We start from the raw sequence: 24,006 nt of genomic DNA, 5'->3' as shown, positions 1-24,006 counted from the left end.
GCACTGCGGGGCCGGGCGCGAATCGTCTCAGGCCAGCCAGCCGCGCTTGCGAAAGTACAGCATGGGCACGAGGGCGCTGGCGGCCATCAGCACGATGGCATACAGGTAGCCGTGCTCCCACTCCAGCTCGGGCATGGCGCGAAAGTTCATGCCGTAGACGCTGGCGATCAGCGTCGGCGGCAGCAGCGCGACGCTTGCGACCGAGAAGATCTTGATGATCTTGTTCTGGTTGATGTTCAGGAAACCGACCGTCGCATCCATCAGGAAGTTGATCTTGTCGAACAGGAACTGCGTGTGGCTGTCCAGCGACTCGATGTCGCGCAGGATCTGGCGCGCGTCCTCGAACTGCTCGGCGTTGAGCATGCGGCTGCGCATCATGAAGCTCACGGCGCGGCGCGTGTCGAGCATGTTGCGCCGGATGCGCCCGTTCAGGTCTTCTTCCCAGGCGATGTCGGCCAGCACCTGCTGCGCGTGGCTGTCGGTCATCTGGCCTTCGAGCACCTGGGTACTGACTTTTTTCAGCTCGTCGTAGATGCCCTCGAGCGTGTCGGCAGAATACTCCACGTCGGTGTCGAAGAGGTTGAGCAGCGCCTCCTTGGCGTCGGCGATCAGGCCCGGTGCGCGGCGCGCACGCATGCGTACCAGGCGAAACACCGGGATGTCTTCCTCATGGATGGAGAAGAGTACGCCGCAGCTCTTGAGCTCGGTGTTGTGCTGGTTCAGGATGAAGGCCACGCGCACCGAGCGCGGGTCGTCGTCGTCATCAATGAGGAAGTCGCTGCGGATGTGCAGCTCGCCGTTGTCTTCCTCGTAAAAGCGCGCGGACTCCTCGATGTCGTCGTCCATCGCGTCCTCGGGAATGGACAGGCCGTAGTACTGCGACACCCAGCGCTTTTCCTCGCGCGTGGGCGACTCCAGGTCCACCCAGACGGGCTGGAAGCGCGCGAGCTCGTCCAGCGATTCGATTTCTTCCTGCACCAGCCGGCCGTTGACCAGCGAAAAAACGTTGAGCATGGATGCTGCTCTCCCTGACGATTTGGTGTTGTAGCGATGGCTTGGGGGGCGCTTTCAGGCCCCCGCTCAGGCTATGCGGCCAGGGAGGCTGAAAGCCGCCGACTCGGGCTGGCTTCCACGACAGCTGTCTCCTTTGATGTGCAGCCGGCAATTATCGCACCCGCTCAGGGCGCGCCCTGCTGGCCGGCCAGCGCCATGGCACGCTGCAGGTCCTGCCAGGCGGCGCGCTTGGCCTCGGGGCGGCGCAGCAGGTAGGCCGGCGCATAGCTGACCAGCGCCGGGGTGCCATCGGCCAGGCGGTGCGCGCGCTGGCGCAGGCTTTGCAGCGGCTCGGTGCTGCCGAGCACGCAGGAGGCCGCACTCGGCCCCAGCGCCAGCACGACGGCCGGGCGCAGTGTCTGCAGCAGTTGCGCAAGCTCGCTGCCTGTGCCCGCGCGGCGCACCGTGGCGACATGGACGCCGCCGTGGTCCTTGAGCCCCATGGCGGCGAGCATCTTGTGCAGCAGCGCGCCGTCCTCACCGCCGCCCGGCTCATCGGGCGTGGTGCTGTCCAGCGCAATCAGCCACGTCGGGCCATCCGCGCCCTTGTCCGCCTGCGGGTACAGCGGCTGCGCCGGTCCCAGCTGCCAGCCGCGCTGCACGGCTGCGGCGGCCCTCGGCGTGGCTGCGCCCGGCTGTGCAGGGCGGCCCGCCACAGGTGCGGAGACCGCCGCACGCGCTGGCGCGGGCGACGGCACAAGAGCCGGAGCGAAGGCGGGTGCGGGCGCGTCGGCCGGGGAGCGGGGCGGCGGCAGCCACACCCGTATGCCCATTTCGGCCAGCATGGCGCGCTGGCGGGTATCTAGCGTCATAGCGTCAGGCACATTACCACCGCATCCTCGCGCTGTCCCGCCGCCGCCGGATAGTAGTTGCGCCGCAGCCCCACGCTGTGGAAACCACAGGCCGCATAGACGGCGCGCGCCCGCGCATTGCCCACGCGCACCTCCAGCCACAGGCTCTGCGCGCCGCCACCGCGCGCCCACAGGCCCAGGGCCTGCAGCATCAGGCGGGCGCAGCCCTGGCGCTGACAGGCGGGCGCGACGGTGATGTTGAGCAGGTGCGCCTCCTGCACGCCCATCATGGCGACGAAGTAGCCCAGCATCTGCTCCCCCGCCATCAAGGCCTGGCAGTGGTAGCCGGCGTTGATCGAGTCGAGGAAGTTGCCGCGCGTCCAGGGCTGGGCATAAGTCTGGCTTTCGATGGCCATCAGCGCATCCAGGTGCGCCAGCGTCAGCGGCTCCAGCCGGGCCGGCGCGCTCATGCGGGGCGCGCGGCCTGCGCGGCCGCGGCGCGCTCGGCGCTGGTCTGCGCCACCTTGTCGCGCACGTACAGCGGCAAAGCCTGCTGCGCCGTCACCGCCCGTCCCTGGCGCAGCAGCGCCGGCGCCAGCGCCAGCAGCGCACGGGCCGTGGGCAGTGCCGCCACGTCGGGCGTGCCCGCGGCCAGGGCCTGCCCATGGACGGGCCGGGCGTTGCCCGCACTCGCCCAGCCTTCGGGCACCCGCACCTGGCGGGGCGCGAGCAGCTGCGCGGCCTCGCTCTCGTGCCAGCAGCCGGCTTCGGCCAGCCACACATAGGCGCCCACATAGACTTCACCCATGCGCGCGTCGAGCATCGCCAGCATGCGGCCGCAGCCGTGGGCCATGCGCGCCTCCTCGGCCACCGCCATCAGCGTGGGCACGGGCAGCAGCGGCAGGCCCGCGCCCCCCCGCGCGCCGAAGGCCAGCCCCTGGGCGACGGCGCAGGCCGTGCGCAAGCCGGTGAAGGAGCCCGGCCCCTGGCCGAAGGCGATGGCATCGAGCTGCGCCAGCTCCAGGCCCGCCTGGGCGAGCAGCGCACGGACGGCGGGAATCAGCGTGTGCGAAGCTTGCGCGCCGCCCGCGCCCTCGTGTACCCAGACGCGCTCGCCCGCCTGCACGGCCACGGACAGGGTTTCGGTACTGGTATCGAAGGCGAGCAGCTGCATGGTGCGCCGATTATCCGGTCAGCCCCGCCTCGGCGCCGGGCGCTGGCGCCGGCGGCGAGGCGATGGGCGGGCGCTTCTTTACACTTGCGGCCATGTCCCGGTTTCTGCCTCTGCTGCGCCTGGCGCTGCTCGCAAGCTGCTGCCTGGCGGGCGGCGCGGGCTTTGCCTCTGCGCCCGCACCGACGCCCGCAGAGCCGGTGCACGCCGGCGCGCAGGCCGCATTGCCCGCGCCGGTGCTGGCGGCGCTGCAGCGGGCCAAGGTGGCGCCCGAGGCGCTGTCCGCAGTGGTGCTGCCGGTGCAGGGCGAGAGCGGGCGCCTGCTGTGGCAGGGTGAGCTGCTGCGCAACCCCGCTTCGGTGATGAAGCTGGTGACCACCTATGCCGCACTGGAGCTGCTCGGCCCGGCCTACACCTGGCAGACGCCGGTCTACGTCGACGGCCAAATGCACGGCGACACGCTCAGGGGCTCGGTCTACATCCAGGGCCGGGGCGACCCCAAGCTGGTGGTCGAGCGCGTCTGGCTGCTGCTGCGCCGTCTGCAGGCCCAGGGCATACGCAAGATCGACGGCGACATCGTGCTCGACCGCAGCGCCTTCGTGCTCGAGCCGCACGACGCCGGCGAGTTCGACGGCGAACCCTGGCGCCCCTACAACGTCGCGCCCGACGCGCTGCTGGTGAACTTCAACGCGCTGACGCTGGACTTCATTCCCGACGTGGCCGCCGGCGTGGCGCGCATAGGCCACGAGCCGCCGCTGGCGGGCATGGAGATTCCGGCGACGGTGCCGCTGGCCGCGCCGGGCAGCGCCTGCGGCGACTGGCGCGCGCAGCTGCAGGCCGACTTTGCGCAGCCCGGACGCATCACGCTGGCGGGCAGCTACCCGGCGGCCTGCGGCGAGCGCCTGTGGTCGGTGGCGCCGGCGGACCCGGCCAGCTTTGGCCCCCGCGCCATCGCCGGCATGTGGCGGGCGCTCGGCGGCACGCTCGGCGGCATGGTGCGGCAGGGCAGCGTGCCAGCCGGGCTGCAGCCGGCCTTTGCCAGCACTTCGCCCGCGCTCTCCGAGATCGTGCGCGACATCAACAAGTACAGCAACAACGTGATGGCACGCCAGTTGCTGCTGAGCCTGGCGCTGGAGCAGGGCGGCAGCGGCACGCTGCAGGCGGCGCAGGCGGTGCTTGGCCAGTGGTGGAGCGGGCACGGCGGGCAAGCGCAGGAGCTGGTGCTGGACAACGGCGCCGGCCTGAGCCGCGAAGGCCGCATCAGCGCCCTGGCCCTTGCGCGTCTGCTGCAACAGGCCTGGGCCTCGCCGGTGATGCCCGAGCTGCTCTCGTCGCTGCCGATCACCGGCGTGGACGGCACGCTGCGCCGGCGCAAGGGCCTGGCGCAGGGCGCGGGGCACCTGAAGACCGGCAGCCTGCGCGACGTCGCGGCCATCGCCGGCTACACCCAGGGCAAAAGCGGGCGCCGCTACGTGCTCGTCGCCATCGTCAACCATGCCAACGCGCTCGCCGCGCGTCCGGCGCTGGACGCGCTGGTGGACTGGGTCTGGGCCGAGCGCTGAGCGCCGTCCCCGCGGTTGCCGGCCGCGGGGCAGCCATTGCTGCACAATACGGCGACAGAACAAGACAAGACGAGCCATGGACCCCGCCCATGCGCCGCGCGCGATCCCGAAACGAAGGCCCGCGCCAAGGAGACCCGGCATCGATGCAACCATTGCTGCAAAACCTGGCCGAGATGACCACGCATCGGGACCATCTGCGGCTGGAGGTTTCGGTTCTTTCGACCATCTTCTCGCTCGGGCGCATGCTGCAAGTGCGCTCGCTCGAGCTTTTCTCGCTGGCCGGCACGGTGCGCGTGCGCCCGCGCTGCTGGAGCGAGGACGGGCGCATCGTCTGCAGCCCGCATGAGGCGGCCGAAGACCCCAACACCATGGAGCTCGAACAGATGCCCGAGCTCGCACAGTGCATCCACGAACGCGGTGCCTCGGCCCAGCGCAGCACGCGCGGGGAGCACGTGCTGTGGCTGCCGGTTTGGCTCGGGGACCACGTCGCCACCTGCCTGGAGGTGACGCGCTCGCAGAAGATCACCCAGCACCAGCACGAGGTGATCACCGGCGTGTTTCTGGTCTACCAGAACTACCAGAGCCTGCTGGACTACAGCGAGCGCGACGCGCTCACCGGCCTGCTCAACCGCAAGACCTTCGACGAGCAGTTCGCCCGCTACAGCGAGCTGCCGGGCAGCGACAAGGAAAGCGGCCAGTGGCTGGCGGTGATAGACATCGACCATTTCAAGCTGGTCAACGACCGCTACGGGCATCTGTATGGCGACGAGGTGCTGATCCTGCTGGCCAACCGCCTGCGCGCGCAGTTTCGCAGCCAGGACCGCATCTTTCGCTTTGGCGGCGAAGAATTCGTGGTGCTGCTGCGCTCCATCAGTCTGGAGCACGCGCGCGCCGCGCTCGAACGCCTGCGCGCGGCCATCGAGGCGCATGAGTTTCCGCAGATCGGCCACATCACGATCAGCATAGGTTTTGCCGCAGCCACACCGGACACGCCGGTGGAGATCATCGGCCGGGCCGACCAGGCGCTCTACCACGCCAAGGAGCACGGACGCAATCAGGTACGCTTCTACGACGACCTGGTGGCCAGCGGCGAACTGCAAAGCAAGGTGGCGCACAGCGACATCGAGCTTTTCTGAGAGCCCGGCAGCGCCGGCAAAACCCCAACTGCACGCAAGGAGAACACGCATGCGACGCAAGATGCACTGGATCGTGGTGGTGGCGACGGCTGCCCTGATGGCCGCCTGCGGCGGCGGCAGTTCCGAGCCCGAATTCGGCGCCGTCAAGGTAGCGGGCGACAGCCTGGCCGACAGCGGCACCTTTGGCCTGAAGTTCACCGTGCAGGGCAGCAAGCCCGTGGGCGCGGGCGCCACGCCGATCTGGCCCGAGCTCGTGGCCGCAGACTACGACATCGACCTGTGTCCGCACTACCTGGCCAGTGGTGCCAATACCTTCAGCGTCAACGCCGGCTGCAGCAACTACGCCATCGGCGGCGGGCGCATCAACAACCTGAGCGCGCCGAGCTCGCCGGTTTCCATCACCGAGCAGCTCAAGGCGCTGGGCAGCGCGGGCTTCGGCCAGCGCGACCTGGTGCTGATCGACGGCGGCGGCAACGACGTGGCGGACCTGATCAAGGCCTTCCTGGCCGCATCGAACGACCGCGGCGCCGCCCTGGCCGCCATGCTCTCGACGGTGCTCGACGAAGCCACGGTGCAGTCGCTCCTGTCCCAGGGCCAGAGCGGCATGGCGCAGGCGGGTGGCGCCTACATGCAGGCCCTGGCGGCGCAGTTCGCCGGCACCATCCAGACGCAGGTGCTGGACAAGGGCGCCAAGCGCGTCGTCGTGCTGAACATGCCGGACGTCACGCTGACGCCGCAATTCGGCTTCGTGCTCGCGGCGGTCGCGCAGGCCCAGGGACCGGCGGCGGCCGAGCAATTGCGCCAGCTCTTCGGCAGCTGGGTGCAGGCCTTCAATGCGACGCTCGCCGCGCGCTTCAAGGACAGCAAGACGGTGGCGATCGCCGACTTTGACGCGCGGCTCAAGGCCCTGGTGGCGCAACCGGCAAAGTACCAGTTGAGCAACGTCCTCACGCCCGCCTGCCCGGTGGTCGGCCAGGATGGCTCGGGCCTGCCGAGCTACGACTTCCCGAGCTGCACCGCCGAGGCGCTGTCCAGGCAGACCCCGCCGCCCGGGGCGAGCGGCGGCGCCGACTGGTGGCAGGGCTATCTGTTTTCCGACTCCTTCCATCCGACACCGCGCGGCCACGGCATCCTGGCCGACCTGGTGCGCGAGGCGCTACGCTGAAGCGCCAGGCTCGGGCAGCGGCGGCGCGCACCAGAGCGCGCCGGAAATAGGGCTGCCATGGCCGGCGCCAGCCTGCTCGCCCTGCTCGACGACATCGCGACGCTGCTCGACGACGTGGGCGCGATGGCGCAGCTGGCCGCGCGCAAGAGCGCGGTCATGGCAGACGACGTGGCGGTGCTCACCAAGGTGGCGGCGCAGAAGACCACCGGCGTGCTCGGCGACGACCTGGCGCTCAGCGCCGAGCAGGTCAACGGCGTGCGCGCCGAGCGCGAGCTGCCGGTGGTCTGGGCCGTGGCCAAGGGTTCGCTGCTCAACAAGGCCATCCTGGTGCCGGCGGCGCTGCTCATCAGCGCCTGGCTGCCCTGGCTGATCACGCCGCTGCTCATGGCCGGCGGCAGCTTTCTGTGCTTCGAGGGCATGGAAAAGCTGGCCGAAAAATGGCTGCATCCCACACGCCCGGCCGCCGCCGGCGGCGCGGCACAGCCTGCGCAGGCCGAGGCGCTGGCCGACCCCGCGGCCTTCGAGCGCCGGCGCATACGCGGCGCCATCCGCACCGACTTCATCCTGTCCAGCGAGATCATCATCATTGCGCTGGGCACCGTGGCCAGCGCGCCGATCAGCGAGCAGCTGGTGGCGCTGGTGGCGATCGCGCTGTTGATGACCGTCGGCGTCTATGGCGCGGTGGGCGCGATCGTCAAGACCGACGACCTGGGGCTATGGCTGCGCCGCAAGCCCTGGCGCCCGGCGCAGGCGCTCGGGAGCGCGCTGCTGGCGCTGGCGCCGCGCCTGCTGCGCCTGCTGTCCTGGGCCGGCATGCTGGCCATGTTCCTGGTGGGCGGCAGCCTGATCGTGCACGGCATCGCGCCGCTGAGCCAGGCCATCGAGCAGGCCAGTGCGTCGCTGGCCGCTCTGCCGCTCGGCGGGCTGTGGCGCCTGCTGGCCACGGGCGCACTGGACATGGTGGTCGGCGCGCTGGTGGGCGCGCTGGTGCTCGCCCTGGTGAGCGCGGTGCGCAGGCTACGCCAGCGATTTTCATGATCAAATTAGCCGGGAACGCATACTGCGTTTGCGGTAGTAGCTATATTTATTGAAGCTTACTTGCCTGTGCCCGCCTTGACCTTCTGACGCGCCGCATGCAAGAGCGGCTCGGTGTAGCCGCTGGGCTGGGTCAATCCCTTGAACACCAGGTCGCACGCCGCCTGGAAGGCGATGGACTCGTCGTAGCGGTCGTGCATCTTCCGGTAGAGCGGGTCGCCCGCGTTCTGCTGGTCCACCTTGGCCGACATGCGGGCAAAGGTGGCGCGCACCTGGCCTTCACTCACCACGCCGTGCAGCAGCCAGTTGGCCACGTGCTGGCTGGAGATGCGCAGCGTGGCGCGGTCTTCCATCAGGCCGACGTCGTTGATGTCGGGCACCTTGGAGCAGCCCACGCCCTGGTCCACCCAGCGCACCACGTAGCCGAGGATGCCCTGGATGTTGTTGTCCAGCTCCTGCTGCTTTTCCTCGTCGCTCCAGTTGGGGTTGGCCGTCACCGGCACGGTGAGCAGGCCGGTGAGCAGGTTGTCGCGCTCGGCCTCAAGCGAGGTCTTTTCCAGCTCGCGCTGGATGGCGGCGACATCCACCTGGTGGTAGTGCAGCGCGTGCAGCGTGGCGGCCGTGGGGCTGGGCACCCAGGCGGTGTTGGCGCCCGCCCTGGGGTGGGCGATCTTCTGCTCGATCATGGCCTTCATCAGGTCGGGCATGGCCCACATGCCCTTGCCGATCTGCGCGCGGCCAGCCAGGCCCATGGACAGGCCCACCAGCACGTTGTTCTTCTCGTAGGCCTGGATCCAGGCGCTGGTCTTCATGTCGCCCTTGCGGACCATGGGGCCGGCGTGCATGGAGGTGTGCATCTCGTCGCCGGTGCGGTCCAGAAAGCCGGTGTTGATGAAGGCGATGCGGCTGGGCGCGGCGGCGATGCAGGCCTTGAGGTTGACACTGGTGCGCCGCTCCTCGTCCATGATGCCGAGCTTGACGGTGCTCTCGGGCAGGCCCAGCACCTTCTCCACGCGCGCGAACACTTCGCTCGCGAAGGCCACTTCGGCCGGGCCGTGCATCTTGGGCTTGACGATGTAGACGCTGCCGGTGCGCGAGTTGCGGATGCCGTTGTCGCCCGCCAGGCCCTTGAGGTCGTGCAGCGCGATGGCCGTGGTGACCATGGCGTCGAGGATGCCCTCGGGAATTTCCCCGCCTTCGCCGCCCCAGAGGATGGCTGGATTGGTCATCAGGTGGCCGACGTTGCGCACGAACAGCAGCGAGCGCCCGGGCAGCACCACGTCCTTGCCGTTCGCGCCGGTGTAGCGACGGTCGGGGTTCAGGCCGCGGGTGACGGTCTTGCCGCCCTTGTCAAAGGTCTCGGTCAGCGAACCGCGCAGGATGCCCAGCCAGTTGCGGTAACCGAGCACCTTGTCTTCGGCGTCCACCGCGGCGATCGAGTCTTCCAGGTCAAGGATGGTCGAGAGCGCCGCCTCCACCACCACGTCGGCCACGCCCGCCGCATCGTCCTTGCCTATGGGCGTGGCGCGGTCGATGCGGATGTCCACGTGGATGCCGTTGTTCACCAGCAGCACCGAAGACGGCTGCGCCGCCTCGCCCTGGTAGCCGACGAACTGCGCCGGGTCCTTCAGGCCGGTGCTGCCGCTCGCCAGGCGCACCACCAGCTTGCCGCCGTCGACCGCATAGCTGCTCGCGTCCTTGTGTGAACCGCTTGCCAGCGGTGCGGCCTGGTCGAGGAAGTCGCGCGCATAGGCGATCACCCTGGCGCCGCGCACCGGGTTGTAGCCCCTGCCCTTTTCGGCGCCGCCGTCTTCGCCGATCACGTCGGTGCCGTAGAGCGCGTCGTACAGGCTGCCCCAGCGCGCATTGGCGGCGTTGAGCGCATAGCGGGCGTTCAGGATCGGCACCACGAGCTGCGGGCCGGCCTGGATGGCCAGCTCGGCATCGACGTGCTCGGTCGTGGCCTGCACGCCCTGGGGCGGCGCCACCAGATAGCCTATGGTCTCCAGGAACTTGCGGTAGGCCGCCATGTCGCGGATCGGGCCCGGGTTGGCCCTGTGCCAGGTGTCCAGCTCCGACTGCAGGCGCTCGCGCTCGGCCAGCAGCGCGGCGTTGCGCGGCGCCAGATCGGCCACCAGCGCATCAAAGCCCTTCCAGAAGCCCTCTTGCGTGACGCCGGTGCCGGGCAATACCTCGGCGTTGATGAACTGGTAGAGCTCGTCGGCCACCTGCAGGCCGTGGATGCGAGTGCGTGCGGTCATGTTTCACCCCCTGAAAGACCCGATACAAAATGCCTTGCCCTGGTTGCCAAGGCTTGCATACACTGTATTAGAAATATTTGTGTGAATAAATTCAGTAAATATCCTATAACTAGTGACTTTTTTGCAAAACTCCAGACAATACGAATCCAGAGAAAGCGCAACTTCATTGAATTGATAGCTGGCAGCGCAGCATACACGGGCGCTACAACCGTTTTTCATGGATAAATTCAAGGCCTTTGCCTCATTCGTCTCCATCGCCACGCGCGGCAGCCTGACGGCGGCGGCGCGCGCCGAAGGCGTGGCGCCGGCCATCATGGGGCGGCGCCTGGACGCGCTGGAAGAGCACCTGGGCGTCAAGCTCCTGGTGCGCACCACGCGGCGCATCACGCTCACGCACGAAGGCAGCGCCTTCCTGGAGGACTGCCAGCGCCTGCTGGCCGACGTGGCCCAGGCCGAGGCCAGCGTCTCCGCCGGCGGCGCCAAGGCCACCGGCCACCTGCGCATCACCGCGCCGGCCGGCTTCGGGCGGCGCCACGTCGCGCCGCTGGTGCCGCTGTTTCGCGACCAGCATCCGGAGGTGACGATCTCGCTCAACCTCTCGGACCGCGTGGTCGACCTGGCCGGCGAAGGCTACGACTGCGCGGTGCGCGTGGGCGACCTGCCCGACTCCTCCCTGGTCAGCGTGCGCCTGGCCGACAACCGGCGCCTGTGCGTGGCCACGCCCGGCTATCTGGCGCGCCGGGGCACGCCGCGCCACCCCTCGGAGCTGGCGCAGCACGACTGCCTGGCGCTGTCCAGCGACGCCTCGCAGACCCGCGGCTGGGCCTTTCGCGTGCCGCGCGAGAGCGGCGGCAGCGAGGTGGTGCACATCAAGCCCGGCGGGCCGCTCGATTGCTCGGACGGCCAGGTGCTGCACGACTGGTGCCTGGCCGGCGGGGGCATCGCCTGGCGCTCCACCTGGGAGGTGGAGCGCGACATTGCCGCCGCCCGCCTGGTAGCGGTGCTGGAAGAGTTTGCCGCGCCGCCCAACGGCATCTTCCTGCTGCTGCCCCAGCGCAAGCACCTGCCTCTGCGGGTGCGGCTGTGGATGGACTTGCTGCGCGCGCACTATGCCCGCCCGACCTTCTGGTCAGGGGGGGCTTTGGGCCCGGGCAATACTTCGGGCTCCGCCCCGCGAAAGGACATTGCCCCGTGATACTCGAAAGCGTGCTGGCCTTTGCCCACATCATGGCCTTCATCATGCTGGCCACCTTCATGACCACCGAAACCGCGCTGTGCCGCGCCGACTGGGTCAACCCCAAGGTGGTCGACCGCCTGGTGCGCATGAATGCGCTCAGCCTGCTGTCGGCCGCCATCGTGCTGGCCACGGGCTGGGCGCGCACCTTCTGGGGCGTGAAGGGTTCGAGCTGGTACTGGGCGCAGCACCTGCTGCACGGCAAGATCGCGCTGCTCGTCGCCATGACCGTGCTGCTCTACCTGGCGCGCCGGCACTACCTTGCCTGGCAGGGGCGCCTGGCGCAGGGCGGGCCGCTGCCCGATGCGGCCGAACTCAAGCGCGCGCGCGTGCTGGTGATGTGGTCGGCGCACCTGATGATCGTCGTCGTGGTGCTGGCGGTGCTGCTGGCGCGCGGCGTGGGCACGCGCTGAAACGACGGTCCAGGAAAGACGGCCCAGAGGCGCTCGCGCCCGGGGCCGTCTGGTCTTGCGCGGATTCGGGCTCAGGCGGCCTTGGCCAGGCAGCCCTTCATGAAGGCCTTGCGCTCGTCACCCTTGAGCGCCTTGGTCTTGGCCTCGGCGTTGCAGCTCTTCATCTTGTCCTGCTGGGTGCCGGCGGCCGCCGCAGGCGCTTCCTTCTTCTTGCTCAGGCACTCCTTCATGAAGGCCTTGCGCTCGTCACCCTTGAGCGCCTTGGTCTTGGCCTCGGCATTGCAGGTGGTCATCTTCTGCTGCTGCGCCGTGGGCGCCTTCTTGGCCGGCGCGTCGGCGGCCTGGACGGCAAAGGAAAGGACGCAACTGGCGGCAGCCAGCATGGCAAGCCATTTTTTCATGCAAGTCTCCCAAAGGGTGTGTGTGCTTCCCCGGCGCTCACACGGCGCCGGGGTGGGCGCAGCATAGCGCTGCCGCCGGGCCGCGCAAGCCCCGGGCGACCCGTAAAATCCCTAGCCCTATGCTCAGCGTCAAACAAGAATTGCTCGCGGCGCTGGCCGCCGAACTGGAAAAGCTCTCGCCCGGCGCGGGCGCGCGCGCGGCCTTCGAATCACCCAAGGTGGCGGCGCATGGCGACTGGGCCTGTACCGCGGCGATGCAACTGGCCAAGGCGCTCAAGACCAACCCGCGCCAGCTGGGTGAACGGCTGCAGGCCGCATTGCTGGCAAGCGAGGCCTGCCGCCGCTGGGTGGAGGCGATCGAGCTGGCCGGGCCGGGCTTCCTGAACTTTCGCCTCACGCCGGCTGCGCGCCAGCAGGTGGTGCGCGAGGTGCTCGCCACCAGGGAGCGCTTCGGCTGCCAGCCCGAGCGGGGGGAGAAAATCCTCGTCGAATTCGTCTCGGCCAACCCCACGGGGCCGCTGCACGTGGGCCACGGCCGCCAGGCGGCGCTGGGCGACGCGATCTGCAATCTCTACGCCACCCAGGGCTGGCAGGTGCATCGCGAGTTCTATTACAACGACGCGGGCGTGCAGATCGACACGCTGACCAAGAGCACCCAGTTGCGCGCCCGGGGCGTGAAGCCGGGCGACCCCGGCTGGCCCGAGGCGGCCTACAACGGCGACTACATCCGGGACATCGCCGAGGCCTTCCTCGCGCGCGCCACGGTCAAGGCCGACGACCGCGAATTCACCGCCAACGGCGACATCGACGACTACGACAACGTGCGCCAGTTCGCCGTGGCCTACCTGAGGAACGAGCAGGACAAGGACCTGCAGGCCTTCAACCTGCGCTTTGACGAGTACTACCTCGAATCCAGCCTCTACGCCGACGGCCACGTCGAAGACACCGTGCAGCGCCTGATCGCCCAGGGCAAGACCTATGAGCAGGACGGCGCGCTCTGGCTCAGGAGCACCGACTACGGCGACGACAAGGACCGGGTCATGCGCAAGAGCGACGGCCACTACACCTACTTCGTGCCCGACGTCGCCTACCACATCCAGAAATGGCGCCGCGGCTACGAGCGCGCGGTGAACATCCAGGGCATGGACCACCACGGCACCATCGCGCGCGTGCGCGCCGGGCTGCAGGCGGTGGACCTGGGCATCCCCCGGGGCTACCCCGACTACGTGCTGCACACCATGGTGCGCGTGGTCAAGGGCGGCGAAGAGGTCAAGATCAGCAAGCGCGCGGGCTCCTACGTGACGCTGCGCGATCTGATCGAATGGACCAGCAAGGACGCGGTGCGCTTCTTCCTGCTCTCGCGCAAGCCCGATACCGAATACACCTTCGACGTGGACCTGGCGATCGCGCAGAACAACGACAACCCGGTGTACTACGTGCAGTACGCCCATGCGCGCATCTGCTCGGTGCTGCGCGGCTGGCGCGAGGACTGGGACACCGCGGCGCTCGCGCAGGCCGATCTTGCGCCGCTCACCAGCGAGGCTGCGCAGGCGCTGATGCGCGAGCTGGCCAAATACCCCGACATGCTCGCCGCCGCCGCCGCGGGCCATGCGCCGCACGATGTCAGTTTTTACCTGCGTGACCTGGCGGCCAGCTACCATAGCTATTACGACGCCGAGCGCATCCTCGTCGACGACGAGGCCCTCAGGCTCGCCCGGCTGGCATTGGTGGCCGCCACCGGCCAGATACTGCAAAACGGCCTGGCGCTGCTGGGCGTCTCGGCACCACAAAGAATGTGAACACCATGGGCAAGGCACGACGAAGCGGACAGCGGGGCGGGACGTTTGCAGGCTTGGTCCTGGGCGTGGTGGTGGGTCTGGGCATCGCCTTCGTGGTGGCCGCCTACGTGAGCAAGGTGCCGGTGCCCTTCCTGAGCAGCGGCTCGCGCCTGGCCGACCAGGACGCCAGGGAGGCCGAGCGCAACAAGGACTGGAATCCCAACGCCGGCCTGGTGACCGGTGCCGGCGGCAAGCCTGCGCCGGCCCCCGCGCCGCAGCCGGCCGGCCACGAAACCACCGTGCCGGCGGCCAGCGACGACCCGCTGGGCGACCTGGCGCGCGCCAAGGCCCAGGGCGGCACGCCCGAGTCCACGGCCACCGCTGCGGCGTCCGCCAGCGCCGCGGCCGGCCCCACCGGCAACTACTACATCCAGGCCGGCGCCTTTCGCGCGCCCGACGAAGCCGACGCCCAGCGCGCGCAACTCGCCATGCTGGGCTGGGAGGCGCGCGTGAGCGAGGGCCAGCAGAACGGCCGCGCGGTCTACCGCGTGCGCATAGGCCCTTTTGCCCGGCGCGACGACGCCGACCAGCTCAAGGGCAAGCTCGATGGCGCCGGCATCACCTCCATCCTGGTGCGCGTGAGCGCCAGCCGTTGAGCCCATGTTGAACCTTTGCAGGTCTTGCCGCATCAGAGCGAGCCTGCAGCCCTTTCGGAGCCCCAGCGCATGAACCGTCGCGATTTTTCCCTGGCCGCCAGCGCCGCCCTGACCCTGTCGGCCGGCCTGGCCGTGCCCGCCCATGCCAAGGACGGCAAGTTCGAGGAAGGCATCGAGTACCTGGAGCTGAAGAAGCCCGCCCTCACCGAAGCGCCCAAGGGCCAGATCGAGGTGGTCGAGTTCTTCTGGTACAGCTGCCCGCACTGCAATGCCTTCGAACCCTCGCTGTCGGCCTGGAAGAACAAGCTGCCGGACTACGTGTTCTTTCGCCGCGTGCCGGTGGCCTTCAACTCGAGCTTCGTGCCGCAGCAAAAGCTCTACTACGCGCTCGAAGGCATGGACAAGGTCAACGAGCTGCACGCCCGGGTGTTCCGCGCGGTGCACGTGGAGCGCCTGCCGCTGAACAAGGACGAGCTGATCTTCGACTGGGTCGCCAAGCAGGGCGTGGACGCGGCCAGGTTCAAGCAGATGTACACCTCCTTCACCGTCGCCAACCAGGTGCGCAGGGCGACCGAGCTGCAGGCGGCCTACCAGGTCGAGGGCGTGCCCTCCATGGGCGTGGCCGGGCGCTACTACACCGACGGCACGCTCACCGGCAGCATGGCCACGGTGCTGCAGGTGGTGGATCACCTGGTGCAGCAGCAGCGCAAGGCCTGAACGCGCGGCGGGCCCCGGGCCAACCCAGGCGCGTGCGGCACGCGCCTTTTTTCTTCCCGCGGCCCGGGCGCAGGCGCGCCGGGGGCGGTCGCTACAATCATTTGCAAGAACCGTGCCTCGCCCGCGCCATGAAACACCGCACCGCCCTGTTGCCCGCCGTCCTGCTGCTGCTTGCACTGGCCGCGGGCGCGCGGGCCGAGCGCGCCGACCGCGACCAGCCCATGCACATCGAGGCCGACAGCCTGGTGCACGATGAGGCCAGGCAGACCAGCGTCTTCAGCGGCAACGTCATCATCACCAAGGGCACCATCGTGCTGCGCGGCGCCGAGGTGCAGGTGACGCAGGACGACGCGGGCAACCAGAGCGGCCTGGTCACCGCCGCGCCGGGCAAGCGCGCCTATTTCCGCCAGAAGCGCGACACGCCCAAGGGGGCGCCGGTGGAGATCATCGAGGGCGAGGCCGAACGCATCGACTGGAACGGGCGCACCGAAGTGGTCAAGCTCACGCGCCGCGCCGAGCTGCGCCGCCTGCGCGCGGGCACGCCGACCGACGACGTGAGCGGGGCCGTCATCACCTACAACAACGCCACCGACGTGTTCACCGTCGATGGCGCGCCGCGCCGCGCCGGCGACAAGAGCGACACGCGCGTGCGCGCCACGCTCGCGCCCAAGGAACAGCCGCCCGCGGCCGCGCCGCAGGGCGCCCGGGATGCACCCGAGCTGCGCCCCAGCCGCGCGCTGGACGCACCGCCGCAGTGAACGCGATGAGCAGCCCGGCGACGCCCGCCAGCGCCGACGCATCCAGCCTGCTGCAGGTCCGGCACCTGAAGAAGAGCTATGGCGGGCGCACCGTGGTGCACGACGTCTCGCTCAACGTGCCGCGCGGCGAGGTGGTCGGCCTGCTCGGGCCCAATGGCGCGGGCAAGACCACCTCGTTCTACATGATCGTCGGCCTGGTGCGCTGCGACGGCGGCAGCATCGCGATCGACGGGCACGACGTCACGCGCATGCCCATCCACCGGCGCGCGCACCTGGGCCTGTCCTATCTGCCGCAGGAAGCCTCGATCTTTCGCAAGCTCAACGTGCAGGAGAACGTGCGCGCGGTGCTCGAGCTGCAGCGCGGCGAGGACGGCCGCCCGCTCGCCCGCCCGGTGATCGAAGAGCGCCTGAGCGCGCTGCTGCAGGACCTGCACGTGGAGCACCTGCGCGAGACGCGCGCGCTGGCGCTCTCGGGCGGCGAGCGCCGGCGCGTGGAGATCGCGCGGGCGCTGGCCACGCAGCCGCGCTTCATCCTGCTCGACGAGCCCTTTGCCGGCATCGATCCGATCGCGGTGATCGAGATCCAGCGCATCATCGGCTTCCTGAAGGAGCGCGGCATCGGCGTGCTGATCACCGACCACAACGTGCGCGAGACGCTGGGCATCTGCGACCACGCCTACATCATCAGCGAGGGCCGGGTGCTGGCGCGCGGCGCGCCCTCGGAGATCGTGGACAACGCCGAGGTGCGCCGGGTCTACCTGGGCGAGCACTTCCGGATGTAGCGCGATGAAGGTCGGCCTGTCGCTGGGCGTCTCGCAACACCTTGCACTGACGCCGCAACTGCAGCAGTCCATCCGCCTGCTGCAACTGTCCACGCTGGAGCTGGCCCAGGAGGTGGAGGCCATGCTGGTGGACAACCCCTTCCTTGAACGCGCGAGCGAAGAGGCCCCTGCAGCCGGCGCCCCCGCGCCGGAGCGGCGCACCGAACGCAGCGAGATCGCTCCTATTTCAGAAGCTTTTGACGCAGACCCTGCAAGCTCTGGAGGCCAAAATGATGCCGAAACCCGGAGCGACTGGGAAGGCGACCGCGAGCTCGACCCCAGCGGCAGCGACAGCCCCTGGAGCGCCGACGCCCCGAGCCGGGCCGCCCGGCGCGAGGACGACGAGGGCGAGGCGAGCGAGCACGAGAGCGCGCACGAAACCCTGGCCGAGCACCTGCACCGCCAGGCGCTGCTGCTGCGCCTGACGCGCGCCGAACGCGCGGCGCTGTCCTGGCTGATCGATTCGCTCAACGACGACGGCTACCTCGAAGACGCCATCGAATCGCTGGTCGAAACCCTGGTCGGCCCCGAGAACACCGAATACCTGCTGGAGATGAGCGAGCACTTCGCGCTGGCGCTCAAGCTGCTGCAAAGCCTGGAGCCCGCAGGCGTGGGCGCGCGCGATTTGCCCGAGTGCCTGCGGCTGCAACTGGCGGCGCTGCGCGACACGGGCGCCTGCCCCCGGGCGGTGCTGGAGGCGGCCATGTGCATCTGCGAGCAGCCGCTCGAATGGCTGGCGCGGCGCGACGCACGGCGGCTGGCGCAGGCCTGCGGCGCCAGCGAAGAAGACACGCGCGCCGCCATGGCGCTGATCGCCCGGCTCGAACCGCGCCCGGGGCGGCGCTTTGCCCAGGTGCAGCACAACCTCGTCACGCCCGACGTGATCGTGCGCCGCCGCCTGGAGGGCGGGCAGGTGCGCCTGGACGTGCAGCTCAACCCCGAGGTGGTGCCGCAGCTGCGCGTGCACGACGCCTACGCCCAGGCGCTGCGCCAGCACCGCAAGGGCGAGGGCCACGCCGCGCTGCAAAGCCGCCTGCAGGAGGCGCGCTGGTTCGTCCGCAACATCGAGCAGCGCTTCGACACCATCCTGCGCACCGCGCGCGCCATCGTGGACAAGCAGCAGGCCTTCTTCCTGCACGGCGAGCTCGCCATGCGTCCCTTGGTGATGCGCGAGATCGCCGAGGAGCTGGGCCTGCACGAATCGACCATCTCGCGCGTGACCAGCGCCAAGTACATGGCCACGCCCCAGGGCACCTACGAGCTCAAGTACTTCTTCGGCTCGGGTCTGGTGACCGATACCGGCGGCAGCACCTCCAGCACCGCGGTGCGCGCGCTGCTGCGCCAGTTCATCGCCGCCGAAGACCCGGCGCGGCCGCTGTCCGACGGGCAGCTGGCCGACATGCTCAAGGAGCAGGGCATCGCCTGCGCGCGGCGCACCGTGGCCAAATACCGCGAACAGCTCAAGATCGCGCCCGCCAGCCTGCGCAAGCAAATCTGAGTTCACACTTCCCCCATGGCCCGCGTTCTTTTCGACCTCCCCGACCGCTTCTGCTTCGAGACCACACTGCAGGTCTACATCAGCCACGTCAACCAGGGCGGGCACCTCGATAACGCGCAGCTGCTCAGCCTGGTCTCCGAGGCGCGGCTGCGCTTTTTTCAGGCCATGGGCATGACCGAGGCCAACGCGGGCGGCGCGGGCATCGTCGTTGGCGACATGCTGGCGCAGTACAAGTCCGAGGCCTTTCATGGCGAACAGCTCATCGTGCGCATGCGACCCATGGATTTCAACCGCTACGGCTTCGATCTGGTGTTCCAGATGACCGAATCGACCACCGGCCGCGAGGTGGCGCGCGGCAAGACCGGCATCGTCTTTGTTTCGCACGAAACGCGCCGCGCGACGCCCATCCCGCCGCTGGCGCGCGAGCGGCTCGATGCGCTCCTGGCGCACATGGGACGTCAGCCATGAACCGGTTTGAACTCTTTTTGCCCTGCGCCGCCGGTGTCGAGGGTTTCCTGGCCGACGAGGTGCGTGCGATCACCGGCTGCCCTGACGTGCAGGCGCTGCGCGCGGGCGTACGCCTGGCCGCGCCCTGGCGCACGGTGCTGCAGCTCAATTTGCACAGCCGCCTTGCGCAGCGCGTGCTGGTGCAGCTTGCGTACCGACCGTATCGTGGCGAAGACGATCTGTACGAACTTGCCAGCAGCGTGCGCTGGGAAGACTGGTTTACCGCCCGCCAGACCTTCAAGATCGAGGTGACCGCGCACGCGAGTCCCTTGAAGAGCCTGAACTTCGCCGCGCTGCGCGTGAAGGACGCGGTCGCCGACCGCTTTCGCCAGCAGAGCGGCACGCGCCCCGATGTGGACACGCACCGCCCCGACGCGCGCATCCACCTGCACCTGACGCCGGAAACCGCCACGCTCTCCATCGACACCTCGGGCGAGCCGCTCTTCAAGCGCGGCTGGCGCGAGGACAAGGGCGACGCGCCGCTCAAGGAGACCCTGGCCGCCGCGATGATCGCCGCCTGCGGCTGGACATCTGAGAGCGGCCTGCCGCTGTACGACCCCTGCTGCGGCAGCGGCACCGTCGTCATCGAGGCGGCGCAGATCGCCTGCCGCATCGCGCCGGGCCTGAAGCGCCGCTTCGCCTTCGAGCGCCTGCTGCCGCACGACCGCGCGGCCTGGGATACTCTCAAAAAAGAAGCTCCTGACGCAGTACAGACAAGCACTACACCCATATTTGGAAGTGATATTTCGCACCGCATGGTGGACTTCGCCCGGCGCAACGCCGAGCGCGCGGGCGTGGCCACCGCCGTGCAACTGCGCGGCGGCGACGCGCTGGAACGCCTGCCACCCTGCGAGCTGCCCGGCGTGATGCTGCTCAACCCGCCGTATGGCGAGCGCATCGCCGCCGCCGGCGCCGCCGGGCAAAGCAGCCGCGAGCGCGCGCTGCAAGGCGCCCGCCCCGGGCGCGAAAGCGCGCAAAACAGCGGCGATGAAGACTTTTTCAAGCAGCTCGCCACGCACTGGAAGCGCCATTACGCCGGTTGGCAGGCCTGGATACTCTCGCCCGATCGCGAGCTGCCCTCGGCCATGCGCCTGAAGGCGTCCCGCCGCGTGCCGCTGTTCAACGGGCCGATTGAATGCCGCTTGTTGCGCTTTGACATGGTGGCGGGTAGCGCGCGCGGGCCCAAAGGCCCGGAAACGTCAAGCAAGCCGGACTCACCCGCACCCGTCAGCGCCCCATGAAGCTAGCCGCATCGCGCCCGTGGTCAGGCACTGCCACCCTGGCGGCCGCCGCCGTGCTGGCCAGCCTGCTCACGGCCTGCGCCGCCACCGCGCCCGGTGCGCACAATGAACTCGTGCCGCTCAGCCGGCTTGCCCCCACCGTGGTGCAGGACATGCGCTACTTTGGCGCCAACAACTTCGTCGGCCGTCCCATCGCCGGGTACGAGGCCCCGCAGTGCTGGCTGAGCCAGGCGGCGGCACACTCGCTCGCCCGGGTGCAGCACGACCTCGCCGCGCACGGCCTGGGCCTGAAGGTCTTTGACTGCTACCGCCCGCAGATGGCGGTGGATGATTTCGTGCGCTGGGGCGCGGACCTCGCCGATCAGCGCACCAAGGCCGAGTACTACCCGCGCGTGCCCAAAGATGAGCTGTTCGCGCGCGGCTACATCGCCGAAAAATCCGGTCACAGCCGCGCCAGCACCGCCGATCTGACGCTCGTCGTGCAAGACGCGACGCGCGCCACCCAAGTCATCGCCGGGCCCGTGGCGTTGGGGCAGGAAGTGGACATGGGCACACCGTTTGATCTGTTTGACGAGCACTCGCACACCGAAGACGCCGAGCAGCCGCCCGCGGTGCGGCGCAACCGCCTGTGGCTGCGCGCGCTGATGCAGTCGCACGGCTGGCGCAATCTGCCCGAGGAGTGGTGGCACTACACGCTGGCCGATGAACCCTGGCCACAGCGCTATTTCACCCGGCCGGTACGCTGACGGCGCTTGCACCCGGACCGCCATGCAGGCTGGCACCCCAACCGCCGGACACGCTGCGCTGGTGATAGACACCAACATCGTGCTGGACCTCTGGGTCTTTGAAGATCCGGCCGCTGCCACCCTGCGCGTGCAGCTGGGCCAAAGTGACATGCCCTGGTATGCCACCCAGGCCATGCGCGATGAGCTGCAGCGCGTGCTGGACTACCCGGCGATCGCCCTCTGGCTGGCGCGTGCGCTGCGCAAGCCCCAGGACGTGCTGGCGCAATGGGATGCGCACACCACGCTTGTTGCCGCTGCACTCGAAGCGCCCTGGCGCTGCAAGGATGCGGACGACCAGAAGTTCATCGACCTGGCAGTGCAACAGCGGGCGTTGCTGCTGTCCAAGGACAAGGCGGTGCTGTGCCTGGCCAAGCGCTTGCAAGCCTCTGGCGTGCGCATCGCCCGCACTTTGGATGATGCAACAAGCATAGCTGCCAGCGCCCTGCCACAAAGCGTCAGCGCTGGGTTTCATTAATATTTCACCACGCCCAAGACAAACCCTCTACCATCGCGCCACCCTGACAAAGCAAGGAGAAGACGATGGGGTTTTTCAATTGGAGAGCGGTGCCCACCGAGGTGCTGGCGGGCGGCGGCGTGATCGGCCCGGACGAGCGCCTGCCGTGGAAGGAAACCGGCCTCATGGGCATACAGCACGTGATCGCCATGTTCGGCTCCACGGTGCTCGCGCCCATCCTCATGGGGTTCGACCCCAACCTGGCGGTGTTCATGAGCGGCATAGGCACGCTGATCTTCTTCCTGGTGACGGGCGGCAAGGTGCCCAGCTACCTGGGTTCGTCGTTCGCCTTCATCGGCGTGGTGATTGCCGCCACCGGCTACGCGGGCCAGGGGCTGAACGCCAACATCGGCGTGGCGCTGGGCGGCATCATCGCCTGCGGCGCGGTGTACGTGCTGATCGGCCTGGTGGTGCACGCGATAGGCACGGGCTGGATAGAGCGCTTCATGCCGCCGGTGGTCACGGGCGCGGTGGTGGCGGTCATCGGGCTGAACCTGGCGGGCATCCCGGTGAAGAACATGGCGGCGAACAACTTCGAGAGCTGGATGCAGGCGCTGACCTTCCTGTGCGTCGCCGCCGTGGCGGTGTTCACCCGGGGCATGGTGCAGCGCCTTTTGATCGTCGTCGGCCTCTTGATCGCCACCGTGCTCTACGCGCTGCTGACCAATGGCATGGGGCTGGGCAAGCCGTTTGACGCGTCGGGCATCGTTAGCGCGCCGTGGCTGGGCATGCCGCAGTTTCACGCGCCGGTGTTCGAAGGCGCGGCCATGGTGCTGATCGTGCCCGTGGTCATCATCCTGGTGGCGGAAAACCTGGGCCACCTCAAGGCGGTGACCGCGATGACCGGCAAGGACCTGGACCCCTACCTCGGCCGCGCCTTCATCGGCGACGGCATTGCCACCATGGTCAGCGGCGCGGGCGGCGGCACCGGCGTGACCACCTATGCCGAGAACATCGGCGTAATGGCGGCCACGCGCATCTATTCCACCGCGGTCTTCCTGGTGGCCGCGCTGATCGCGCTGCTGCTGGGCTTCTCGCCCAAGTTCGGCGCGCTGATCCAGGCGATCCCGCTGCCGGTGATGGGGGGCGTGTCCATCGTCGTCTTCGGCCTGATCGCGATCACCGGCGCCAAGATCTGGGTCGACAACAAGGTGGACTTCTCGCAGCCGCGCAACCTCATCGTCGCGGCGATTCCGCTGGTGCTGGGCACGGGAGAATTCACGCTGAAGTTCGGCGACTTCGCGCTGGGCGGCATAGGCACCGCGACCTTTGGCGCCATCCTGCTCAACGCGCTGCTGCGGCCCGCCAGGTAACGCGCGCGCGACAGCCGGCGGCCGCCTGAACTTCTATCATGGGCCGTCTGCATACCCGAAGCTAGCCATGTCCATCTGGAAAAAGACCTTCTCGCTGGAAGAACTCGCCACCTGGCACCGGGGCACGGCCATCGCGCACCTGGGCATCGAGTTCATCGAAATCGGCGAGGACTTCGTGCGCGCCCGCGTGCCGGTGGACGAGCGCACGCGCCAGCCCTTCGGCCTGCTGCACGGCGGCGTGAGCGTGGTGCTGGCCGAAACCCTGGGCTCCACCGGCGCCTACTACGCCAGTCCCGAAGGCCACCGCGCAGTGGGGCTGGAGGTCAACGCCAACCACCTGCGCGCGGCCACCAGCGGCTGGGTCACCGGCACCGCCCGGCCCATCCACATCGGCCGCACGACGCAGGTCTGGCAGATCGAGATGGTGAACGACGCGGGCGAGGCGACCTGCATCTCGCGCATCACCATGGCGGTGCTCTCTCCCAAGTGAAATACGCTTCAAACGATTGCCTGGCAAGCGTTGGCAGCTATCTTTTCAGCTAGCGCCGTCCTGCTGCGAACGCTTGAGCTTTTCACTCTGCCAATAGACTTCCGTGCCGTCGTCCATGCGGTTGAGCACGCGCGAGAGCACGAAGAGCAGGTCCGACAGACGGTTCAGGTACTGGCGCGGCGCGGGCCGCATGTCCTCGCTCTCCTGCAGCGCCACCACCGCACGCTCGGCGCGGCGCGCCACGGTGCGCGCCACGTGCGCCTGGCAGGCGGCGCGCGTGCCCGCGGGCAGGATGAATTCCTCCAGCCGCGGCAGCGTCTTGTTGTAGTGCGCGAGCGCCTCGTCCAGTTGCGCGAGCGCCTCGTCCTTGAGCAGCGCAAAACCCGGGATCGACAGTTCCCCGCCGAGGTTGAACAACTGGTCCTGGATGTCGGTCAGCAGCGCGCGCACGTCCTCGGGCAGGGGCTCGCACAGCAGCAGGCCGATGTGGCTGTTGAGCTCGTCCACGTCGCCCATGGCGTGCGGGCGGCCGCTGTTCTTGGAGACGCGGGTGTTGTTGCCCAGTCCGGTCGTGCCGTCGTCGCCGGTGCGCGTGGCGACGGCGCTTACGCGTTTGCCCATGGCTTCACTCCTTTTGTTCGATCCTGCGATTGTGCGTCCCACCGTGCGTCCCGCCGCGCGCGTCCCTAGAATGGTCGCTCCCGCA

25 protein-coding genes are annotated in these 24,006 nt (G+C 69.0%); 18 read left to right on the top strand and 7 right to left on the bottom strand.

Going from position 1 to position 24,006, the window contains the following annotated elements; genetic code table 11:
• Nucleotides 1-27: 27 nt before the first annotated feature.
• The 4 genes from corA to tsaB all read right to left on the bottom strand — a co-directional run bounded on the left by corA (nucleotide 28) and on the right by tsaB (nucleotide 3,018).
• Nucleotides 28-1,014 (bottom strand): magnesium/cobalt transporter CorA, encoded by a 987-nt coding sequence (corA, locus tag FOZ74_RS07735; RefSeq protein ID WP_146912520.1) that lies wholly within the window; start codon nucleotides 1,012-1,014, stop codon nucleotides 28-30.
• Between the two features lie 164 nt (nucleotides 1,015-1,178).
• Entirely contained in the window at nucleotides 1,179-1,865 is a 687-nt protein-coding gene (locus tag FOZ74_RS07730; protein WP_255437821.1) for a uracil-DNA glycosylase family protein, read from the bottom strand.
• The gene (gene rimI / locus FOZ74_RS07725) at nucleotides 1,862-2,314 is read right to left on the bottom strand and encodes a ribosomal protein S18-alanine N-acetyltransferase (protein WP_146912519.1); all 453 of its coding nucleotides are present in this window, start codon (nucleotides 2,312-2,314) and stop codon (nucleotides 1,862-1,864) included. The genes FOZ74_RS07730 and rimI overlap by 4 nt, the downstream gene beginning before the upstream one ends.
• Complete coding sequence (tsaB, locus tag FOZ74_RS07720) at nucleotides 2,311-3,018, bottom strand: tRNA (adenosine(37)-N6)-threonylcarbamoyltransferase complex dimerization subunit type 1 TsaB (protein ID WP_146912518.1); 708 nt, start codon at nucleotides 3,016-3,018, stop codon at nucleotides 2,311-2,313. Before tsaB ends, rimI begins: the two co-directional genes overlap by 4 nt.
• Before the next feature lie 92 nt (nucleotides 3,019-3,110).
• Between tsaB and dacB the strand changes: the two genes are divergently transcribed.
• From dacB to FOZ74_RS07700, 4 genes are all read left to right on the top strand, one after another.
• The gene (gene dacB, locus FOZ74_RS07715; protein ID WP_146912517.1) at nucleotides 3,111-4,577 is read left to right on the top strand and encodes a D-alanyl-D-alanine carboxypeptidase/D-alanyl-D-alanine endopeptidase; all 1,467 of its coding nucleotides are present in this window, start codon (nucleotides 3,111-3,113) and stop codon (nucleotides 4,575-4,577) included.
• A gap of 143 nt (nucleotides 4,578-4,720) precedes the next feature.
• Nucleotides 4,721-5,713 (top strand): GGDEF domain-containing protein, encoded by a 993-nt coding sequence (locus tag FOZ74_RS07710; protein ID WP_146912516.1) that lies wholly within the window; start codon nucleotides 4,721-4,723, stop codon nucleotides 5,711-5,713.
• Between the two features lie 49 nt (nucleotides 5,714-5,762).
• Nucleotides 5,763-6,878, top strand: a complete 1,116-nt coding sequence (locus tag FOZ74_RS07705) for an SGNH/GDSL hydrolase family protein (RefSeq protein ID WP_146912515.1) — start codon at nucleotides 5,763-5,765, stop codon at nucleotides 6,876-6,878.
• Between the two features lie 57 nt (nucleotides 6,879-6,935).
• Nucleotides 6,936-7,916: a DUF808 domain-containing protein gene (locus tag FOZ74_RS07700; protein WP_146912514.1), complete on the top strand. Its 981-nt coding sequence runs from the start codon at nucleotides 6,936-6,938 to the stop codon at nucleotides 7,914-7,916.
• A 56-nt stretch (nucleotides 7,917-7,972) separates the two neighbouring features.
• Here FOZ74_RS07700 and FOZ74_RS07695 read toward each other — a convergent pair whose 3' ends face one another.
• On the bottom strand, nucleotides 7,973-10,174 hold the full coding sequence (locus FOZ74_RS07695) for a malate synthase G (protein WP_146912513.1): 2,202 nt from the start codon (nucleotides 10,172-10,174) through the stop codon (nucleotides 7,973-7,975).
• Nucleotides 10,175-10,391: 217 nt separating this feature from the next.
• Here FOZ74_RS07695 and FOZ74_RS07690 point away from each other — a divergent pair, with 217 nt between their 5' ends.
• Nucleotides 10,392-11,369 carry a LysR family transcriptional regulator gene (locus FOZ74_RS07690; protein ID WP_146912512.1) on the top strand — a complete coding sequence of 326 codons (978 nt, stop codon included), beginning with the start codon at nucleotides 10,392-10,394 and terminating at the stop codon, nucleotides 11,367-11,369.
• Complete coding sequence (locus tag FOZ74_RS07685; protein WP_146912511.1) at nucleotides 11,366-11,821, top strand: DUF2214 family protein; 456 nt, start codon at nucleotides 11,366-11,368, stop codon at nucleotides 11,819-11,821. The genes FOZ74_RS07690 and FOZ74_RS07685 overlap by 4 nt, the downstream gene beginning before the upstream one ends.
• Nucleotides 11,822-11,892: 71 nt before the next feature.
• On the opposite strand, the gene FOZ74_RS07680 is transcribed toward FOZ74_RS07685, so the two are convergent.
• Complete coding sequence (locus FOZ74_RS07680; protein WP_146912510.1) at nucleotides 11,893-12,222, bottom strand: PsiF family protein; 330 nt, start codon at nucleotides 12,220-12,222, stop codon at nucleotides 11,893-11,895.
• Nucleotides 12,223-12,341: 119 nt separating this feature from the next.
• Here FOZ74_RS07680 and argS point away from each other — a divergent pair, with 119 nt between their 5' ends.
• The 12 genes from argS to FOZ74_RS07620 all read left to right on the top strand — a co-directional run bounded on the left by argS (nucleotide 12,342) and on the right by FOZ74_RS07620 (nucleotide 23,300).
• Entirely contained in the window at nucleotides 12,342-14,021 is a 1,680-nt protein-coding gene (gene argS / locus FOZ74_RS07675) for an arginine--tRNA ligase (protein ID WP_146912509.1), read from the top strand.
• 5 nt (nucleotides 14,022-14,026) lie between these two features.
• A complete protein-coding gene (locus FOZ74_RS07670; RefSeq protein ID WP_146912508.1) occupies nucleotides 14,027-14,656 on the top strand; it encodes an SPOR domain-containing protein in 630 nt (209 codons plus the stop codon).
• Nucleotides 14,657-14,725: 69 nt separating this feature from the next.
• On the top strand, nucleotides 14,726-15,373 hold the full coding sequence (locus FOZ74_RS07665; protein WP_146912507.1) for a thiol:disulfide interchange protein DsbA/DsbL: 648 nt from the start codon (nucleotides 14,726-14,728) through the stop codon (nucleotides 15,371-15,373).
• 128 nt (nucleotides 15,374-15,501) lie between these two features.
• Nucleotides 15,502-16,131, top strand: coding sequence for a lipopolysaccharide transport periplasmic protein LptA (gene lptA / locus FOZ74_RS07660; protein WP_146912506.1), 630 nt, complete (start codon nucleotides 15,502-15,504; stop codon nucleotides 16,129-16,131).
• Between the two features lie 5 nt (nucleotides 16,132-16,136).
• Nucleotides 16,137-16,913 (top strand): LPS export ABC transporter ATP-binding protein, encoded by a 777-nt coding sequence (gene lptB / locus FOZ74_RS07655; protein WP_146912505.1) that lies wholly within the window; start codon nucleotides 16,137-16,139, stop codon nucleotides 16,911-16,913.
• 4 nt (nucleotides 16,914-16,917) lie between these two features.
• Nucleotides 16,918-18,450 (top strand): RNA polymerase factor sigma-54, encoded by a 1,533-nt coding sequence (gene rpoN, locus FOZ74_RS07650; RefSeq protein WP_146912504.1) that lies wholly within the window; start codon nucleotides 16,918-16,920, stop codon nucleotides 18,448-18,450.
• A gap of 15 nt (nucleotides 18,451-18,465) precedes the next feature.
• Nucleotides 18,466-18,918, top strand: a complete 453-nt coding sequence (locus tag FOZ74_RS07645) for an acyl-CoA thioesterase (RefSeq protein WP_146912503.1) — start codon at nucleotides 18,466-18,468, stop codon at nucleotides 18,916-18,918.
• Nucleotides 18,915-20,198, top strand: a complete 1,284-nt coding sequence (locus tag FOZ74_RS07640) for a THUMP domain-containing class I SAM-dependent RNA methyltransferase (RefSeq protein WP_146912502.1) — start codon at nucleotides 18,915-18,917, stop codon at nucleotides 20,196-20,198. Before FOZ74_RS07645 ends, FOZ74_RS07640 begins: the two co-directional genes overlap by 4 nt.
• Nucleotides 20,195-20,944, top strand: coding sequence for a M15 family metallopeptidase (locus FOZ74_RS07635; RefSeq protein ID WP_146912501.1), 750 nt, complete (start codon nucleotides 20,195-20,197; stop codon nucleotides 20,942-20,944). The genes FOZ74_RS07640 and FOZ74_RS07635 overlap by 4 nt, the downstream gene beginning before the upstream one ends.
• Before the next feature lie 22 nt (nucleotides 20,945-20,966).
• On the top strand, nucleotides 20,967-21,458 hold the full coding sequence (locus tag FOZ74_RS07630) for a putative toxin-antitoxin system toxin component, PIN family (protein ID WP_146912500.1): 492 nt from the start codon (nucleotides 20,967-20,969) through the stop codon (nucleotides 21,456-21,458).
• Nucleotides 21,459-21,523: 65 nt separating this feature from the next.
• Nucleotides 21,524-22,810, top strand: coding sequence for a solute carrier family 23 protein (locus FOZ74_RS07625; RefSeq protein ID WP_146912499.1), 1,287 nt, complete (start codon nucleotides 21,524-21,526; stop codon nucleotides 22,808-22,810).
• 67 nt (nucleotides 22,811-22,877) lie between these two features.
• Nucleotides 22,878-23,300 carry a hotdog fold thioesterase gene (locus FOZ74_RS07620; protein WP_146912498.1) on the top strand — a complete coding sequence of 141 codons (423 nt, stop codon included), beginning with the start codon at nucleotides 22,878-22,880 and terminating at the stop codon, nucleotides 23,298-23,300.
• Between the two features lie 45 nt (nucleotides 23,301-23,345).
• On the opposite strand, the gene FOZ74_RS07615 is transcribed toward FOZ74_RS07620, so the two are convergent.
• Nucleotides 23,346-23,921: a cob(I)yrinic acid a,c-diamide adenosyltransferase gene (locus tag FOZ74_RS07615; RefSeq protein ID WP_146912497.1), complete on the bottom strand. Its 576-nt coding sequence runs from the start codon at nucleotides 23,919-23,921 to the stop codon at nucleotides 23,346-23,348.
• Nucleotides 23,922-24,006 lie beyond the last annotated feature (85 nt).

The sequence above is a fragment of the Comamonas flocculans genome (assembly GCF_007954405.1).
Classification (GTDB): Bacteria; Pseudomonadota; Gammaproteobacteria; order Burkholderiales; family Burkholderiaceae_C; genus Comamonas_C; species Comamonas_C flocculans.
This window is presented reverse-complemented; position numbering and strand designations above follow the sequence as displayed.

Bases quoted from the DNA above. Each gene is read 5' to 3' on its own strand.
- FOZ74_RS07700 (WP_146912514.1), top strand. From the start codon at position 6,936: ATGGCCGGCGCCAGCCTGCTCGCCCTGCTCGACGACATCGCGACGCTG.
- dacB (WP_146912517.1), top strand. From the start codon at position 3,111: ATGTCCCGGTTTCTGCCTCTGCTGCGCCTGGCGCTGCTCGCAAGCTGC.
- FOZ74_RS07625 (WP_146912499.1), top strand. From the start codon at position 21,524: ATGGGGTTTTTCAATTGGAGAGCGGTGCCCACCGAGGTGCTGGCGGGC.
- rimI (WP_146912519.1), bottom strand. From the start codon at position 2,314: ATGAGCGCGCCGGCCCGGCTGGAGCCGCTGACGCTGGCGCACCTGGAT.
- FOZ74_RS07690 (WP_146912512.1), top strand. From the start codon at position 10,392: ATGGATAAATTCAAGGCCTTTGCCTCATTCGTCTCCATCGCCACGCGC.
- corA (WP_146912520.1), bottom strand. From the start codon at position 1,014: ATGCTCAACGTTTTTTCGCTGGTCAACGGCCGGCTGGTGCAGGAAGAA.
- FOZ74_RS07680 (WP_146912510.1), bottom strand. From the start codon at position 12,222: ATGAAAAAATGGCTTGCCATGCTGGCTGCCGCCAGTTGCGTCCTTTCC.
- FOZ74_RS07670 (WP_146912508.1), top strand. From the start codon at position 14,027: ATGGGCAAGGCACGACGAAGCGGACAGCGGGGCGGGACGTTTGCAGGC.
- FOZ74_RS07710 (WP_146912516.1), top strand. From the start codon at position 4,721: ATGCAACCATTGCTGCAAAACCTGGCCGAGATGACCACGCATCGGGAC.
- tsaB (WP_146912518.1), bottom strand. From the start codon at position 3,018: ATGCAGCTGCTCGCCTTCGATACCAGTACCGAAACCCTGTCCGTGGCC.
- argS (WP_146912509.1), top strand. From the start codon at position 12,342: ATGCTCAGCGTCAAACAAGAATTGCTCGCGGCGCTGGCCGCCGAACTG.
- lptA (WP_146912506.1), top strand. From the start codon at position 15,502: ATGAAACACCGCACCGCCCTGTTGCCCGCCGTCCTGCTGCTGCTTGCA.
- FOZ74_RS07730 (WP_255437821.1), bottom strand. From the start codon at position 1,865: ATGACGCTAGATACCCGCCAGCGCGCCATGCTGGCCGAAATGGGCATA.
- lptB (WP_146912505.1), top strand. From the start codon at position 16,137: ATGAGCAGCCCGGCGACGCCCGCCAGCGCCGACGCATCCAGCCTGCTG.
- FOZ74_RS07635 (WP_146912501.1), top strand. From the start codon at position 20,195: ATGAAGCTAGCCGCATCGCGCCCGTGGTCAGGCACTGCCACCCTGGCG.
- FOZ74_RS07645 (WP_146912503.1), top strand. From the start codon at position 18,466: ATGGCCCGCGTTCTTTTCGACCTCCCCGACCGCTTCTGCTTCGAGACC.
- FOZ74_RS07630 (WP_146912500.1), top strand. From the start codon at position 20,967: ATGCAGGCTGGCACCCCAACCGCCGGACACGCTGCGCTGGTGATAGAC.
- rpoN (WP_146912504.1), top strand. From the start codon at position 16,918: ATGAAGGTCGGCCTGTCGCTGGGCGTCTCGCAACACCTTGCACTGACG.
- FOZ74_RS07705 (WP_146912515.1), top strand. From the start codon at position 5,763: ATGCGACGCAAGATGCACTGGATCGTGGTGGTGGCGACGGCTGCCCTG.
- FOZ74_RS07695 (WP_146912513.1), bottom strand. From the start codon at position 10,174: ATGACCGCACGCACTCGCATCCACGGCCTGCAGGTGGCCGACGAGCTC.
- FOZ74_RS07620 (WP_146912498.1), top strand. From the start codon at position 22,878: ATGTCCATCTGGAAAAAGACCTTCTCGCTGGAAGAACTCGCCACCTGG.
- FOZ74_RS07665 (WP_146912507.1), top strand. From the start codon at position 14,726: ATGAACCGTCGCGATTTTTCCCTGGCCGCCAGCGCCGCCCTGACCCTG.
- FOZ74_RS07615 (WP_146912497.1), bottom strand. From the start codon at position 23,921: ATGGGCAAACGCGTAAGCGCCGTCGCCACGCGCACCGGCGACGACGGC.
- FOZ74_RS07640 (WP_146912502.1), top strand. From the start codon at position 18,915: ATGAACCGGTTTGAACTCTTTTTGCCCTGCGCCGCCGGTGTCGAGGGT.